16 protein-coding genes are annotated in these 14,808 nt (G+C 71.2%); 5 read left to right on the top strand and 11 right to left on the bottom strand.

Annotated elements, in window-relative coordinates; translation table 11 throughout:
- The first annotated feature begins 21 nt into the window (after nt 1–21).
- Genes ACIQNU_RS18725 through ACIQNU_RS18710 form a run of 4 tightly spaced genes read left to right on the top strand, consistent with a single transcriptional unit; the run spans nt 22 to nt 3,003 of the window.
- The gene (locus tag ACIQNU_RS18725; protein WP_401367286.1) at nt 22–531 is read left to right on the top strand and encodes a ribose-5-phosphate isomerase; all 510 of its coding nucleotides are present in this window, start codon (nt 22–24) and stop codon (nt 529–531) included.
- A complete protein-coding gene (locus tag ACIQNU_RS18720; RefSeq protein WP_401367283.1) occupies nt 531–1,310 on the top strand; it encodes a triose-phosphate isomerase family protein in 780 nt (259 codons plus the stop codon). Before ACIQNU_RS18725 ends, ACIQNU_RS18720 begins: the two co-directional genes overlap by 1 nt.
- Nucleotides 1,310–2,110 (top strand): sugar phosphate isomerase/epimerase family protein, encoded by an 801-nt coding sequence (locus ACIQNU_RS18715; RefSeq protein WP_401367281.1) that lies wholly within the window; start codon nt 1,310–1,312, stop codon nt 2,108–2,110. The genes ACIQNU_RS18720 and ACIQNU_RS18715 overlap by 1 nt, the downstream gene beginning before the upstream one ends.
- Nucleotides 2,110–3,003: a phosphogluconate dehydrogenase C-terminal domain-containing protein gene (locus tag ACIQNU_RS18710; RefSeq protein ID WP_401367279.1), complete on the top strand. Its 894-nt coding sequence runs from the start codon at nt 2,110–2,112 to the stop codon at nt 3,001–3,003. The genes ACIQNU_RS18715 and ACIQNU_RS18710 overlap by 1 nt, the downstream gene beginning before the upstream one ends.
- A gap of 7 nt (nt 3,004–3,010) precedes the next feature.
- On the opposite strand, the gene ACIQNU_RS18705 is transcribed toward ACIQNU_RS18710, so the two are convergent.
- The 8 genes from ACIQNU_RS18705 to ACIQNU_RS18670 form a co-directional block, all read right to left on the bottom strand.
- Nucleotides 3,011–4,411: an NAD(P)/FAD-dependent oxidoreductase gene (locus ACIQNU_RS18705; RefSeq protein ID WP_401367277.1), complete on the bottom strand. Its 1,401-nt coding sequence runs from the start codon at nt 4,409–4,411 to the stop codon at nt 3,011–3,013.
- Between the two features lie 119 nt (nt 4,412–4,530).
- On the bottom strand, nt 4,531–5,682 hold the full coding sequence (locus ACIQNU_RS18700) for a M24 family metallopeptidase (RefSeq protein WP_401367276.1): 1,152 nt from the start codon (nt 5,680–5,682) through the stop codon (nt 4,531–4,533).
- A gap of 61 nt (nt 5,683–5,743) precedes the next feature.
- On the bottom strand, nt 5,744–6,859 hold the full coding sequence (locus ACIQNU_RS18695) for a hypothetical protein (RefSeq protein WP_401367274.1): 1,116 nt from the start codon (nt 6,857–6,859) through the stop codon (nt 5,744–5,746).
- A gap of 12 nt (nt 6,860–6,871) precedes the next feature.
- On the bottom strand, nt 6,872–7,294 hold the full coding sequence (locus ACIQNU_RS18690) for a cupin domain-containing protein (protein ID WP_401367273.1): 423 nt from the start codon (nt 7,292–7,294) through the stop codon (nt 6,872–6,874).
- Between the two features lie 51 nt (nt 7,295–7,345).
- Nucleotides 7,346–8,530: an ABC transporter ATP-binding protein gene (locus ACIQNU_RS18685; protein WP_401367270.1), complete on the bottom strand. Its 1,185-nt coding sequence runs from the start codon at nt 8,528–8,530 to the stop codon at nt 7,346–7,348.
- 1 nt (nt 8,531) lies between these two features.
- On the bottom strand, nt 8,532–9,341 hold the full coding sequence (locus ACIQNU_RS18680) for an ABC transporter permease (RefSeq protein WP_401367267.1): 810 nt from the start codon (nt 9,339–9,341) through the stop codon (nt 8,532–8,534).
- 3 nt (nt 9,342–9,344) lie between these two features.
- Nucleotides 9,345–10,295 carry an ABC transporter permease gene (locus tag ACIQNU_RS18675; protein WP_401367265.1) on the bottom strand — a complete coding sequence of 317 codons (951 nt, stop codon included), beginning with the start codon at nt 10,293–10,295 and terminating at the stop codon, nt 9,345–9,347.
- 37 nt (nt 10,296–10,332) lie between these two features.
- Nucleotides 10,333–11,388, bottom strand: coding sequence for an ABC transporter substrate-binding protein (locus tag ACIQNU_RS18670; RefSeq protein WP_401367262.1), 1,056 nt, complete (start codon nt 11,386–11,388; stop codon nt 10,333–10,335).
- Between the two features lie 103 nt (nt 11,389–11,491).
- On the opposite strand from ACIQNU_RS18670, the gene ACIQNU_RS18665 reads away from it, so the two are divergent.
- Nucleotides 11,492–12,271 carry a TetR/AcrR family transcriptional regulator gene (locus ACIQNU_RS18665; protein ID WP_401367259.1) on the top strand — a complete coding sequence of 260 codons (780 nt, stop codon included), beginning with the start codon at nt 11,492–11,494 and terminating at the stop codon, nt 12,269–12,271.
- 121 nt (nt 12,272–12,392) lie between these two features.
- Here the strand turns inward: ACIQNU_RS18665 and ACIQNU_RS18660 are convergent, their stop codons facing one another.
- The 3 genes from ACIQNU_RS18660 to ACIQNU_RS18650 are packed head-to-tail and all read right to left on the bottom strand — an operon-like array spanning nt 12,393 to nt 14,700.
- Nucleotides 12,393–13,109 carry a 3-keto-5-aminohexanoate cleavage protein gene (locus ACIQNU_RS18660; RefSeq protein WP_401367257.1) on the bottom strand — a complete coding sequence of 239 codons (717 nt, stop codon included), beginning with the start codon at nt 13,107–13,109 and terminating at the stop codon, nt 12,393–12,395.
- Between the two features lie 47 nt (nt 13,110–13,156).
- On the bottom strand, nt 13,157–13,903 hold the full coding sequence (locus tag ACIQNU_RS18655; protein ID WP_401367254.1) for an RraA family protein: 747 nt from the start codon (nt 13,901–13,903) through the stop codon (nt 13,157–13,159).
- A gap of 5 nt (nt 13,904–13,908) precedes the next feature.
- Nucleotides 13,909–14,700: a carbon-nitrogen hydrolase family protein gene (locus ACIQNU_RS18650; RefSeq protein ID WP_401367251.1), complete on the bottom strand. Its 792-nt coding sequence runs from the start codon at nt 14,698–14,700 to the stop codon at nt 13,909–13,911.
- Nucleotides 14,701–14,808: the final 108 nt, after the last annotated feature.

Below are 14,808 nucleotides of genomic sequence, written 5' to 3'. Positions count from 1 at the left end.
CCACCCCGGATGGAGCATCGGATGCCCGGCACCAAGCTGCGGATCGTCGTCGGCTGCGACGACGCCGGCTACCAGTACAAGGAGGCCCTGAAGAAGGACCTGGAGGCCAGCGACCTCGTCGCCTCCGTCACCGACGTCGGCGTGGACGCCGACGGCCACACCGCCTACCCGAAGGTCGCCATCGCCGCCGCCGAACTCGTCGCACGCGGCGAGGCCGACCGGGCGCTCCTCGTCTGCGGCACGGGGCTCGGCGTCGCCATCGCCGCGAACAAGGTCAGGGGCGTGCGGGCCGTCACCGCCCACGACTCGTTCTCGGTCGAGCGGGCGATACTCTCCAACAACGCCCAGGTCCTCACCTTCGGCCAGCGCGTCGTCGGCCTCGAACTCGCCCGCCGCCTGGCCGCCGAGTGGCTGACCTACCGCTTCGACGCCACCTCGCCGTCGGCCGCGAAGGTCCAGCTCATGACCGACTACGAGGGCTGCGACAGCTACGAAGGCGACAGCTACGGGGACGACGGAGCGGCGGCCTGATGCCCGACCCCGCAGCGGCTGCGCCGGTCACCCTCGGAGTGAGTCTCAAGATGTACTTCGGGCACCACGAGACCCTGAACTGGGCGCGGCGCATCGCCGTACTCGCCGACCGCCACCCCGCCACCACCGGCGGCGCGGTCCGGCTGTTCGTGCTCCCCGCGTTCCCCGCGATCGTGCCGGTGGCCGGAGTGCTCGCCGGATCCGGCGTCGCCGTCGGCTCCCAGGACATCGCCACCGAGGACGCGGGCCCCTACACCGGAGAGGTCTCGGGCCCCTCCCTCAAGGAGATCGGCTGCGCCTACGCCGAGGTCGGCCACGCCGAACGCCGCCGCCTCTACGGCGAGGGCGACACCGTCGTCGCGGCGAAGACCGCCGCCGCCCTCCGCAACGGCCTCACCCCGGTCCTGTGCGTCGGCGAACTCGACCGCACACCGGCCGACGAGGCCGCACGCCGTACCGTCGCCGAGGCGCAGCGGCTGCTGCACGGCCTGACCGGACCCGTCGTCCTCGCCTACGAACCCCAGTGGGCCATCGGCGCCCCCGAACCGGCGTCCGCCGACCACATCACCACCGTCTGCGCGGCCCTCACCGCCTGGCTCACCGAGCGCCCCGCGCACAGCGGCTCCACGGTCATCTACGGCGGCAGCGCGGGCCCCGGCCTGCTCACCCGCCTCGGCCCGGCCGTCGGCGGACTCTTCCTGGGCCGCTTCGCCCATGACACCGCCGCCGTCGAACGCATCCTCGACGAGGCCGCCGCGCTCACCGGGGCGGTGGCCTGATGGCGTACGGCATCAGCACCTACGCGTACTTCTGGCGCATCTCCGCCCGCGCACCGCGCCCTCTGACGCTGCTCGACATGTTGCAGGACACCCGGGACCTGGGCGGCGAGGTCTTCCAGATCTGCGACTACCCGGACATCGAGACCTACGACGACGCGCGCCTCGCCGACATACGGGCCGCCGCCGACGACCTGGGCCTCACCCTCGAACTCGGCACCCGGGGCGTGCGTCCCGCGCATCTCCTGCGCTACCTCGACCTCGCGGACCGGCTCGGTGTGACCCTCGTCCGCTCCATGATGAACACTGCCGACCATCGCCCCGGCACCCACGAGGCGATCGCCCTGCTCGCCGACTCCGTGCCCGCGTACGCCGCCGCCGGTGTCACGCTCGGCCTGGAGACCTATGAACAGGTCTCCACCGACGACCTGTTGACGGTCGTCCGCGCGGTGGACGACCCGCACTTCGGTGTCGTCCTCGACCCCGGCAACAGCGTCGCCCGTCTGGAGCGGCCCGCCGACGTCGTCGAGGCGACCGCGCCGTACGTCGTGAACATCCATGTGAAGGACTTCGCGTTCACCCGCCGCGACGGCTGGGTCGGCTTCACCTACGCGGGCTGCCCGCTCGGCGAGGGCCTGCTCGACCACCGGGGCATGGTCGACACGGTCCGCCCGGACGAGCGCGGCATCCACCAGATCGTGGAGCACTGGCTCCCGTGGCAGGACGGCGGCTTCGACGCCACCGCCCGGCTCGAACACCAGTGGACGAAGCACAGCATCAACACCCTGACGAGGAGCAAGTGATGGCCACCGAGAACAACACCGAGGCCGACGTGCGGACCGTGGCCGTGATCGGGGCCGCCGGCAAGATGGGCCAGCGCGTCTCCAACAACCTGGTGAAGAGCGACTTCCGGGTCCTGTTCAGCGAGGCGTCCCCCAAGGGCCAGGAACTCATCCGTGAACTCGGCCGTGAGATCACCGAGTCGGCCGACGCGGTCGCCCAGGCCGACGTGGTGATCCTCGCCGTGCCCGACGTGGTGCTCGGCGCGGTCTCCGCCGACCTCGTCCCGCTGATGCGGACCGGCACGGTCGTCCTCACCCTCGACCCCGCCGCCGCGTACGCCGGACTGCTGCACGCCCGCGCCGATGTGCACTACGTGTGCGCCCACCCCTGCCACCCGTCCGTGTTCCTGGAGCGCACCACGCCCGAGGAGTGGGCGGACACCTTCGGCGGGATCGCGGCGCCGCAGGAGGTCGTCGCCGCGTACGAGGGCGGCGACGCGGAGCGGCAGTCGCTCGCCGAGTCCGTGATCCGCGTGATGTACGCGCCGGTCGTGGACGTGCACTGGGTCACCGTCAAGCAACTCGCCGTGCTGGAACCGACGTTGGTGGAGACCATCGCCTGCATGGTCGGCGCCCTGCTCACCGAGGCCCTGCACGAGACCGTGCACACCGTCGGCGTTCCGGAGAAGGCGGCCCGCGCGATGCTGCTCGGCCATACGCAGGTCGCCCTCGCCAACACCCTCAAGGGCTCGAACCCGTTCTCCGACGCCTGCCTGATCGCCATGGACTACGGCCGCGAGTCGATCGTCCGCGACGACTGGAAGAAGGTCTTCGAGGACGGGGAACTCGACAAGGTGATCACGCGCATGCTGAAGATCAAGGAGATCAACCGCACGCAGGCCGAACAGGCTTAGGAGCCGCTCAGGAGTCGAAGCCCAGGCCGAACCGGTCCAGCGTGCGCAGCCACACATCGCGGCGCCCGCCGTTGTGGTCGGCGCGGTCCAGGGAGCGCCGGGTCAGCTCGACACCCACGTACCGCACCGGCTCCGGCGGGAACGGCAGCGGCTTGGTGCGCACCATCTCCAGACGGGTACGCGGGGTCTCCCGCCCGGACAGCAGGTCGAGCATGACGTTCGCACCGAACCGGCTGGCCGCCACACCGAGCCCCGTGTACCCGAGCGCGTACGCCACCCGCCCGCTCATCGCCTGACCGTAGAAGGCGGTGAAGCGGGTGCAGGTGTCGATCGCGCCGCCCCACGCGTGGCCGAACCGCACCCCCGCCAACTGCGGGAAGGTGGTGAAGAAGTGGTCGGCCAGCTTCGCGAACGTCTCGGGCCGCTGGTCGAGTTCGTCCCGCAGCCCGTTCCCGTAGTGGTAGATCGCGTCGTAGCCGCCCCACAGGATCCGGTTGTCGTCGGTGAGCCGGTAGTAGTGGAACTGGTTGCCCATGTCGGACATCCCCTGGCGGCCCTTCCAGCCCACCGACGCGAGCTGGCCGCCGGTCAGCGGCTCGGTGGTCAGCACGTAGTCGTACACCGGCACCGTGTACAGGCGCAGCCGGCGCAGCAGTGCGGGGAAGACATTGGTCGCGAGAGCCACCTGCCGGGCGCCGACCCTGCCGTACGCGGTGTCGAGGACGACACCCTGGTTTCCCTCGCGCATCCGCCGTACCGGAGTGTTCTCGTACATCCGCACGCCCAGCCGCAGACATGCCTCGCGCAGGCCCCACACCATCCGGGCGGGGTCGGTGAGCGCGTAGCCCTCGGCGTCGAACGCGCCCGCGAGGTACGTCGGTGAGTCGACCTCCGCGCGGATCTCGTCCCGGGTGAGGAAGTCGATCGAGCGGCCGTGCGCCGCCGCGAGGTCGCACATCGCGCGGACCTCGTCGACCTGGTGCGGCGCGGTGGCCGCCCACAGCTTGCCGTCGCGCCGGAACCCGCAGTCGATGCCGTACCGGTGCAGGGTCTCCTCGATCTCGGCGAGGTTCTCCAGGCCCATGCGCTCCAGGTCGGCCAGCTCGCCGGGCCAGCGGTCGGCGCCGTTGCCGAGGCCGTGGGTGAGGCTGGCGGAGACGAAGCCGCCGTTGCGCCCCGACGCTGCCCAGCCCGCCGTACGGGCCTCGACCAGGACGACGTCCAGCGAGGGATCGCGTTCCTTGGCGAGCAGCGCGGTCCACAGCCCGCTGAATCCACCGCCCACGACGGCGAGATCGCACGTGGTGTTCCGGGTGAGTGCGGGACGCGGCGCCGGCGCGTCCCGGCTGTCGAGCCAGTGGCTCAGGGGCTTGGCCTCGGCGAGGGCGTCGGCGTACGGGACGCTCACGGTGGTGCCTCCTTCACAGGGGAGAGGAACGGGAGGTTGCTCGTACGGGAGGGTCGGGGAGGGGCGGGGCGGCGGGCTTCGGGTGCGCCGCCGCCCCGCCCCGGCTCAGGGGGCGTCCGTCAGTCGGCGATGTGCAGCGTGTGCGGCAGCCGCGAGAGGCTGCGGGCACCCTCCGGGGTGCACAGCACGGTGTCGCCCATCTTGATCCCGAAGCCCTCGTCGGGCAGATGCAGATTCGGCTCGATGGTGAACGACATCCCCGGCGCGAGCACATGCTCGTCGCCCTCGACCAGCGTCATCGGCTCCAGCCATCCGGGCGGGTAGGCGACACCGAGGCTGTAGCCGATGCGGTGGCAGCGGCGGCGTACGAGATCCAGCTCGCCGAGCACCGCGTTGCAGGCACCGTCCGGGGCGGGTGCCGGGGCGCCGGGTCCCGAAGCGGCGATGGCCGCCTCGGTCGCCCGCTCCACGCAGTCCGCGACCTCCCGCACCCGGGGCGACGGCTGCCCGACCACGGCGGTACGCATCAGGACCGCGTGATAGCGGTGCACGACTCCGGCGAACTCGATGCAGACCACGTCACCGCGCGACAGGGTGCGCCGCGACGCCATCGCGTGCACCAGGGCGCTGCGTTCACCGGAGACGACCATCGGCGGGATCGCGGCGAACTCGCTGCCCGCCTCCCCCAGCGCCTTGCTCGCTATCCCCGCGAGTTCGGTCTCCGAGACACCGGGCCGTACCGCCGCGAAGACCTGCTCCATGGCGTAGTCGGCCATCTCGGCGGCCTGCCGCTGATACGCGATCTCGGCGGCCGACTTGATCAGCCGCTCCTCCGGTACGAGGTGGCTCGCGTCGACCCAGCGGACACCGGGGAGCAGCGTGCGCAGCCGGTCCCAGTTGCCGGGCAGCAGCGTGAACGCCTCCAGCTCGATACCCACCGTCGCCTGGTCGAGGCCGTGCTTGCGGACGCTGTCGGCGATGACCTCGATCGGATCCTGTGTCGCGATGTCGTAGACGCGCGGGGAGCGCAGCCACGACAGCATGTGCACCCCCGGCTCCTCGGTGGTGCGGGTGACGTACTCGGGCTCGCCGTCACCGGAGTCGATGACGAGCGCCTGCGGCCAGAGGTAGCCCACGGAACTGACACCGGTCAGCCAGTTCACGACGTCGGGCATGGTGACGACGAGCCCGTCGAGGCCCTGGGCGGTCATCCGGGCCCGGACCCGGCGCAGCCGGTCGTCGTAGGTGGGCAGCGTGAAGGGGAGTTCCATGGTGATCTCCGGTGTGTGGGGTGTGCGGGTGTGCGGGTGGCGGTGGTGCGGGCCGTGCGGCTCAGAGGGCCCAGTGGGGTGCGAGCGCTTCCCGTACGCGGTTGAGCGCCGCGTCGCCCCGGGTGGTGTCGTCGGGTACGTACGCGATCGGGTCGGCGAGTGAGGGCTCCCGGCCGAGCAGCCCCTCGACGGTGGCGTGCAGGCAGTAGGCGGCGTAACTGCGCGCGTAGCCGCCCTCCTGGGTGAGGACGAGCCGGCCGTCCGTCAGCTCCCGGCTCATCTCGCCGAGCAGGGTGCCGATGCGGTGGAAGCCCGCCATGGTCACGTTGTGCTGACCGTTGGCGTCGAAGGTGGCCGCGTCCTGTCCCGACGCGGCGACGATCAGTCCGGGCCGGTACTGCCGCAGCACGGGCCACACGATCCGCTCGATCGCGTCGGCGTACGCCCGGTCGCCGGAGCCGACCGGCAGCTCGATGTTGATGTTGTGCCCGATACCCGCGCCGCGCCCGAGTTCATCGGGGGAGCCGGTCTGCGGATGGGTCCTGCCCCACGCGCCGTGCGCCATGTGCAGCGACACGGTCAGGACGTCGGGCCGGTCGTAGAAGATCTCCTGCGTGCCGTTGCCGTGGTGGACGTCCCAGTCCACGACGGCGACCCGCTCGACACCCCGGTCCCGTGCCCGCTGCGCGGCGAGCGCGGCATGCCCGAACACGCAGTAGCCGTCGGCCTGTTGGGGCTGTGCGTGGTGGCCGGGCGGTCTGACCAGCGCGTATGCCATGTCGCACGAGCCGTCGAGTACGGCGTCGACGGCGGCGAGGGAGGTCCCGGCGGCGGCGAGCAGCGGCTCCCACGAACCGGGCGTGATCGTCGTCGTGGAGGTGAGCCAGTGCCGGGCGGTACCGCCCTTCTCGCACAGGGCGCGTACCTCTTCGACGTACGACTCGGTGTGGACGGTGGTCAGTTCGGCCTCCGTCGCGAGGCGTCCCGGGTGCCAGACGACGTGGTCGGCGACCGGTCCGCGCTCCAGGACCGCCTTCATGTTGCGGACCCGGGGGGCGCTCTCGGGGTGGAGTTCCTGTTCGGCGAGGAGATCGGAGGGTGCGGCCTCCCAGAAGCCGGACCCGGTGTCGTGGTCCAGGACCCGTTCGTCCCAGAACACATGGACGGTGTCGCTCACGTTCTCCTCCTGCTACTCCTGCGAGGGGGTCATCGAGTAGGTGAAGAACGCGGGCTCGTCGCCGGTGTTCTCCAGGTGGTAGGTCCAGCCCGGCGCGAGATACACGCAGTCGTCGGGGCCCAGGTCGAAGTGGCCCTCGTCCCAGGTGAGCCGGAGTCGGCCGCGGATGATGAAGTACGTCTCCTCGACGGGGCCGTACCAGTGGTCGCCGTCGGCGACGTCGTCGTCCCCGCGCGAGGACCAGACGTTGGTGCGCTCACCCGGATCCATCCAGGCGGCGCCGAGCATCAGGTTCGAGCCGCTGCGCTGCTTGGTGATGACGCGGGCGATGCGCACCTTGGTCACCGCCTCGGCGGCCGGCGTGACCGGCACATCGGCGAGAGCGACGACACTGGGCGGGACCCGGCCGGGGACGGCGCTTGTGTCGTGGGTCATGACTCACTCCTCGGGTGTCTTGGACTGGGTGCTCCGGAAGGAGACGGGTGGTCAGGCGGCGGTGTCCGCCACGGCGTCTCCCCGGTCGGCGGCGACCGGCACCAGTGCCGCCCGCTCGACCGGCCACGCGACCCGCGCGGGGGAGCCGGGCCGCAGCGGCTGTTCCTGCCCGGCCGCCTCCCGGAGCTGCACGCGTTCCCCGCAGGCCAGATCGACGGCGACCCGTCGGTGCGCGCCGAAGTAGACGATCTCGGTGACCGTGCCGTCGAGGACGTTGTGCCCCTTCGGCGCGGCCTCGTCGGGCACGAGCAGCCGCATCCGCTCCGGCCGCACCACCAACGCGACCTCGTCCGCACTGGTATCGGAACCGGGCGGCACCGCCAGTTCGTACCCGTCACCGGTCAGGACGCCCGGTGCCGTGCACCGTCCGGTGAACACGTTGGACTCGCCGAGGAAGCGGGCGACGAACAGGGTCGCGGGACGCTCGTACAACTCCTCGGGGGTGCCGACCTGTTCGATGCGGCCCTCGTTGAAGACGGCGATACGGTCGGAGAGGGCGAGCGCCTCCTCCTGGTCGTGGGTGACGAACACGAAGGTGATGCCCAGCTCGCGGTGCATCCGGGAGATCTCGCCCTGGAGCTGTTCGCGCAGCTTCTTGTCGAGGGCGCCCAGGGGTTCGTCCATCAGCAGGACCCGCGGGTTGAACACGACGGCCCGCGCCAGCGCGACCCGCTGCTGCTGACCGCCGGACAGCTGGCTGGGCAGCCGGTCGGCCATCCCCTCCAACTGGACCATCCGCAGCGCCCCCGCGACCCGCTCCGCGATCTCCGCCTTCGCCACCTTGCGCTGCTGGAGCGGGAAGGCGATGTTCTTCGCGACCGTCATGTGCGGGAAGAGGGCGTAGTGCTGGAACACCATGCCCAGGTCACGGCGGTGCGGCGGCAGCGCGGCGACATCCACACCGTCGACGGTGATGCTGCCCTCGGTGGTGCCGCTGAACCCGGCGATCATGTCGAGGGTCGTCGTCTTGCCTGACCCCGACGGGCCGAGGAAGGTCATGAACTCCCCGACCTCGATGTCCAGCGAGACCCGGTCCACGGCGGCCCGGCCCCCGTAGCGCTTCGTGAGCTGCCGCAGCCGGACCGCGGCACCATTGGCACGTACGGATGCGGCGGTCGGTGTGCTGGTCGCAGCGGTGGTTGGTGTGTCGGTCGCGGCGGCGGTCGTGTCGGCCATGTCAGCGTTTCCCCTCGCGCCCGGTGCGCCGCAGCAGTTGCGGCAGCAGGATCAGCGCGGTCGTGGCGACGAGCACGATGCTCGACGCGGCGGCGATCGTCGGATCGGTCTCCACGGTGACGCTGCTGAACATGGTCACCGGAAGGGTGTGCAGGGTCGGGCTCTGGAGGTAGAACGCGATCACGACCTCGTCGAGCGAGGTGACGAACGCGAACACCGCTCCGGAGAGCACGCCCGGCGCGATGAGCGGGGCCGTGACCCGCCGGAACGTGGTGAACGGGTGCGCGCCGAGCATCGCGGCGGCCCGGTCGAGCCGGCGGTCGTAGCCCCGCAGACTGGTGGAGACGGCGACCACCACGAACGGCACGGCCAGCGCGGTGTGCGCCACCACGAACCCGAGCGCGGTCCCGGACAGGCCCCAGCTGAGGAAGGCCGCGTACACCGCGATGGCGGCGACGATCTGCGGCACCACCATCGGCGCCATCAGCAGCCCGTTGATCAGGCTCTTGCCCGGCAGCCGCCCCCGGTCCAGCGCCAGCGCGGCCAGGGTGCCGAGCACTGTCGCGAGGACCGCGACGGCCACCGCGATCTGGAGCGAGGTGACGAGCGAGTCACGCCAGGTCGGGTTGGTGAAGAAGTTCCGGTACCACTGGAGCGACCAGTTCTCCGGCGGGAACGCGAAGCTGCGCTTGCCGGTGAAGGAGAGCGGGATGACGACGAGGGTCGGTGCCACCAGGATCGCGCCCACCAGGGCCGCCCAGAGCCTGAGCCCGATCCCGCCGCGGAAGAGGGTGTTCTCGGTACGCGCCACGGGTCAGCGCTCCTTTCCGGACAGACCGAGTGCCGCGCCCGCCCGGCTCACCCGGGCCACCACGAGCAGCAGCAGCGCGGTGATCGCCAGCAGGATCACGGAGAACGCCCCGGCCCCGCCGAAGTCGAGCAGCTTCTCGACCTTGGTACCGATGACCTGCGCGACCATCGACTCCTTCGGCGAGCCCAACAGCTTCGGCGTGACGTAGAAGCCGAGGGCGAGGACGAACACCAGGGTCGTCCCGGAGATCACCCCCGGCATGGACAGCGGCAGATAGACCCGCCGGAAGCTGGTGAACCGTCCCGCGCCGAGCCCGGAGGCCGCGCTCAGCAGCCGCCGGTCGATCCCGCTCATCACGCTGTAGAGCGGCAGGACCATGTACGGAAGCAGCACCTGGATCATGCCGATCGCCACGCCGGGCGCGGTGCCGAGCAGCCCGCCGTCCCGGCCGAACAGCGACCCCAGCATGCCCAGCGGACCACCGTCCTGGAGCAGCACGATCCACGCGAAGTTGCGCGCCATCAGGCTGGTCCAGAACGGCAGCAGTACGAGGGCCATGAGCACCGCGCGGGTGCGCGGCCCGGACACCGTCATCAGATACGCGTACGGGTACGCGAGCACCAGGGTCGTCACGGCGACGACGAGCGAGGTGAGCAGGGTGCGCACCACGACCCGGGTCGTCGTCGGGTCGGACAGCAGATCGCTGAAGTTGCCGAACCCCGGCTTCGGGTCCGTGAACGCCTGCCAGATGATGTCCGCCAGCGGATAGGCGAAGAACACCAGCAGCATCAGGACGGCGGGGGCCAGGAGGAGCAGCGACCGGCTACGGCCGCTCAGCGCTTTGCCTCCCGGTCTCCCGCGGCGCGGGGCGCGGGCCGGGGCGCGCCTGCCGCCCGGACCCGGAGCCGGGCCGGGGGCGCGGGGCGTCCCCTCACCGGTCATGAGGTCGGTCATGGTGGTTACCTCGTCCTCTGGATCAGGGTGCGGCGGCTCAGCCCGTGGCCCAGTCGGTCCAGCGCTTGGTGGCGTCGTCCTGGTTCTTCGCCCACCAGTCGACGTTCTGGTAGAAGCCCTTGTCCTGGATGTCGGTACGGGCCGTGTTCCACGACTCGGCGAGGCTGTCCAGCTTCGGCTTCGCGTCGGAGTTCACGGCCGCGTAGGGCTGGTCCTCGGCGAACGCCGCCTGCGCCTTGGCGCCCGTCGCGTAGGCGATGAAGTCCATGGCCCGGTCCTTGTTCGGGGCGCCCTTGGGGACCATGAGGACCGCGTAGGCCAGCATGTTGTCCTGCCACACCGGCTCATAGACGGAGCCGTTCTTCGCGGCCATGTAGGCGCGGCCCGACCAGACCAGGGCCATGTCGGCCTGCTTCGACTCCAGGGCCTGCTGGCTCTGCGCCGATGTGTCCCAGAAGCTGAGGTTCTTGCCGAGCGTGTCGAGCTTCTTGAAGGCCCGGTCGTAGTCGAGGGGGTAGAGCTTGTCGGCGCTGACGCCGTCGCCGACCAGGGCCGCCTCGATGGCGCCACCGGTGGCGAAGCCCGGGGCCAGGCGCTTGCCGGGGAACTTCCGGGTGTCGAAGAAGTCGGCGACCGAGGTCGGCTTCGCGTCCGGGTACTTCGCCGGGTTGTAGACCAGGACCAGCGAGTACATCGCGTCCGGCACCGCGCAGTCGCTCACCGTGCCGTCCGGGAACTTCGACTTGTCGATCTTGTCGAAGTCGAGCTTCTCGGCGTACTTGTCACAGGTGCCGACCGGGAAGAACGGCTCGGTGTCCACGACGTCCCAGGTGACGCGCTTGGCCTCGACCATGGTCTTGATCTTGGCGTAGTCGGTCGGCTGGTCCTGGACCGCCGTGACGCCCTCCGCCTTGGCCCAGGGCGTCAGCCACGCCTTGGCCTGAGCCTCCTGGTACCCGCTTCCGTACGAGGTGAAGGTGAGCTTTTTGCCTCCGCCACCGGCGCTGTCGGAGCCGGTGGAACATCCTGCGGTGATCATGGTGAGCGCGACGGCGACTGCTGTCACGCCCAGGCGGCGCGATGGGAAGTGCACGGCTGATCCTCCCTCGAAGTGGCAATAAGCGCTTATTATTGCCATGGAGTTCCGGTTGGCAATACCCTCCTGCCAACTCGTGACACCCGGGAGGGCATAGAAGATGGCTCCACAGAGCGCGCACGCCGACGGACAGGAAGGCTCCCTACGGGCCGGTCCCGCCGCCGCCGACGTCGACCTGACGGCCTGGCGACGGCTCCAACTCATCGGCGCGGCAAGCGAAGTGATCTGCCGTAACGGAGTGGACGGGGCCCGTCTGAAGGACATCGCCCAGGAGGCGGGCGTCTCGCTGGGGATGGTGCAGCACTACTTCCGGCGCCGCGAGGAACTGATCAGCGAGACGATCAGCTCGATGCTGGAGCTGACCCTCGCGACCTGGCGGTCGGTGTCCGAGCGTGAGCCCGACCCGGTCCGCCGGCTCTTCGCGCTGCTGCGGTTCCAGGTGGCCGGGTGGGCGCCCTTCAGCAAGCGCTGGTCGTTCTGGATCGAGTTCTGGTCGGCCGCCAACCGCGACGCGACGCTGCACACCTACGCGCAGGACGTCTACCAGCGGTGGGAAGGGCCCTTCCGTATCGCCATCGAGGCGGGCGTGAAGACCGGCGACTTCCGCGCAGGGCTGCCCGCCGACCGGCTCAGCCTCATCCTGATGTCGCTCGCCGACGGGGCCGCCGTGCATGTCCTGATGGCGGGGGACTCATTCGGCGAGGAGAGCATGTTCGACCTGCTCATCGACATGGCGTGCCGCATCCTCGGCATCGAGGACGAGGTCCGCGACCGCGCCCTGAGCGAGCTGCCCCGGATCATCAGCCCGCACTACCCCGAGGAGCCGGAGCCCGGTGACGGGATCGACTGGAGCCCGCTGATGGGGCAACTCGGCGAATGACAGCGGTGACCCGGTGACGCCCAGCGGGCGTGACCGGGTCACCGAGTGATCGCGCGCGAGGGGCGGAGACCGGGGACCGCCCCTCGCGCGTCCGGGCCCCGGTGGTCCAGGGCCGGTGATGCTACGAGGCCAGGGCGCGGGCCGCGGCGACCAGTGCCGTGTTGTCGGCGGCGATGCTTCCGTCCGGCAGGTCCACACCGTCCTCGAAGCCGATGCGGATCTGGTGACCGTCCGCCAGGGCCGCGCGCAGCACCGGCCAGGTCGTGGCCGCCTCGCCGTGGTAGAGCAGGGGGCAGGTCACTCCGGCGGCGCGGAGGTGCGCCGCCATCTCCCGGGCGTGGGCCACCGCGGTGTCGGGGTCCTCGTCCATCGGCTCGATGAGCACCCGCACATTGTCCCCGAGCGTCGGCGACGCCAGCAGCACGGGCACGTCGTCCACGCTCCACACCGCGCTCTCCAGCACCATGCCCCGCGCCACCACCAACTCGGCGGTCTCCGCGGCGCCTTCCTCGCAGAAGGCGACGGACGCGAAGTCCGGCAGCACCTCCCAGGACTTGACCAGCGCGTACCGCTCCTCCGGGCCCGAGCAGGTCCACAGCCCGGTCGTGGTGCCGACCACCGCGCCGGGCGCCACCGAGCGCACCGCGCGCAGCACGTCGGCGAGGGCGTCGGGTGCGATCGTCTGGCCGCCGTCAGGAGTACGGACGTGCAGATGGACGACGTCGGCGCCGGCGGCGAGCACGGCCGCCGTGTCGGCGGCGATCTGCTCCGGGGTGACGGGAACCGCGGCGTGGTCGGCGCGGCTTCGGCCGCCGTTGATGGCTGCCTTGATGAACATGGGTGCTTCCTTGCGGGTTTCGGTGCGCGGGCCCTGGCGGGCCGAGGTCACGCGGTGGTGGGGGAGTGGTGCAGGAGATCCGCGAGGGTGCGGGACGCTCCGGTGAGGGTGCCCAGGGGGCGGCCCCGGTGCAGTTCGGCGATCAGGTCGGGTTCCTCCGCGTCGTCGGTCAGGGCCTCGTCCACCACGGCGGCGAGCCGCGCGGCGGGCGCGATCAGCAGCCCGTTCTCGTCACCGAGCACCAGGTCACCCGCCGAGACGGACACCCCGCCGATCACCACAGGCGCATTCAGTGCGCCGTCGGCGATGCCGTGCAGCTTCGTGGTGAGCAGGCTGGTGCCGTACGCGTAGACCGGCAGACCGACCTCGCGCAGGGCGCGGATGTCGGTGCACACGCCGTCCACGACGGCGCCCGCCGCTCCGCGGGCCGCCAGGGCATGGACGACGACCTCGCCCAGCGGCGCGTGCCGCCGGTCGCCGCCGCAGTCGACCACCACCACGTCACCGGGCCCGACGAGCCCCGCCGCATGGTGCAGCATGGTCGAATCGGTGGGCGTGATCCGCACGGTGACGGCCCGCCCGACCAGCTTTCCGGCACCGGCACCGGCACCGGCACCGGCACCAGCACCGGCCCCCGCACTGGTACCCGCACCGGCCACGCGCCGCAGCGCCGGGTCGCAGAAGCCTTCCTCCAGGTAGTGGCCGAGGGTGGGGAAGTCCACCCGGGCCAGCCGGGCGGCCAACTCTTCGTCGAGTACCGGCACGTCGGCCAGTTCGCGGATGTCCAGGGGCATGGCGGTCACCTCGGTCCGATGATGATGCGGCGGTTGCGCAGCACGGGCAGCACGGTGCGGGCACGGTCGATGCGGTGCTTGTCCGCGTCCACGACGAACAGCGCGCGCTCCTCCTCGCCGAGCGCGGCACGCACCACGCCCAGCGGGTCGACGGCCATGCTCATGCCGATGCAGTCGGGCGTGGTCAGCGACGACGCCACCAGCCAGCAGGTGTTCTCGATCGCCCGCGTCCGCAGCAGCGTCGTCCAGTGGTCCTCCTTGAGCGGACCGCGCACCCAGGCCGCGGACACCGAGAGCAGATCGGCGCCCATCTCCACCAGGGCCCGGGTGAACTCGGGGAAGCGCACGTCGTAGCAGTTGACCAGGCCGACGTTGAACTCGCCGATCCGCACCACCACCGGCCCCTCGTCGCCGCGCTGCACCTCACGGGACTCGCGGTAGTCGAAGGCGTCGTACAGGTGCATCTTGCGGTAGCGGCCCAGGAGTTCACCCTTCGCGGAGACGGCCGCGATCGTGTTGTACGGAAGGGAGCCCCCGCTCGGCTCGTAACCGCCCGCGATGACGGCGATGTTCTGCTCGGTGGCGATCCGGGACAGCCCGGCGAGGAAGCCCGGCCAGTGGGCCTCGGCCGTCGCGTGCAGCGGTTTGCCGGCGGCCTCCGCCGGGATCATCGCCTCCTCGGGAAAGATGACGAGTTCGGCGCCCGCGACGGCGGCCTCGGCGGCCATGGACTCCACGACCGCTAGGTTGTCGCCGATGTCGGCGGTGGGGGCGTACTGGGCGGCGGCGACCTTCACGGTCGGATCTCCTTGCTGGGGTGGGGCTGGGCGGTGTGCGGGTGCGGGGCGGGCGCCACGAGGGGCGCCCGCCGCACGGAACGGATGGTCATCCGGCGACCAATCGGG

The organism is Streptomyces sp. NPDC091292 (genome assembly GCF_044757265.1).
Classification (GTDB): domain Bacteria; phylum Actinomycetota; class Actinomycetes; order Streptomycetales; family Streptomycetaceae; genus Streptomyces.
The sequence above is the reverse complement of the archived record's forward strand: the minus strand, read 5'-3'. Positions and strand labels throughout refer to the sequence as shown.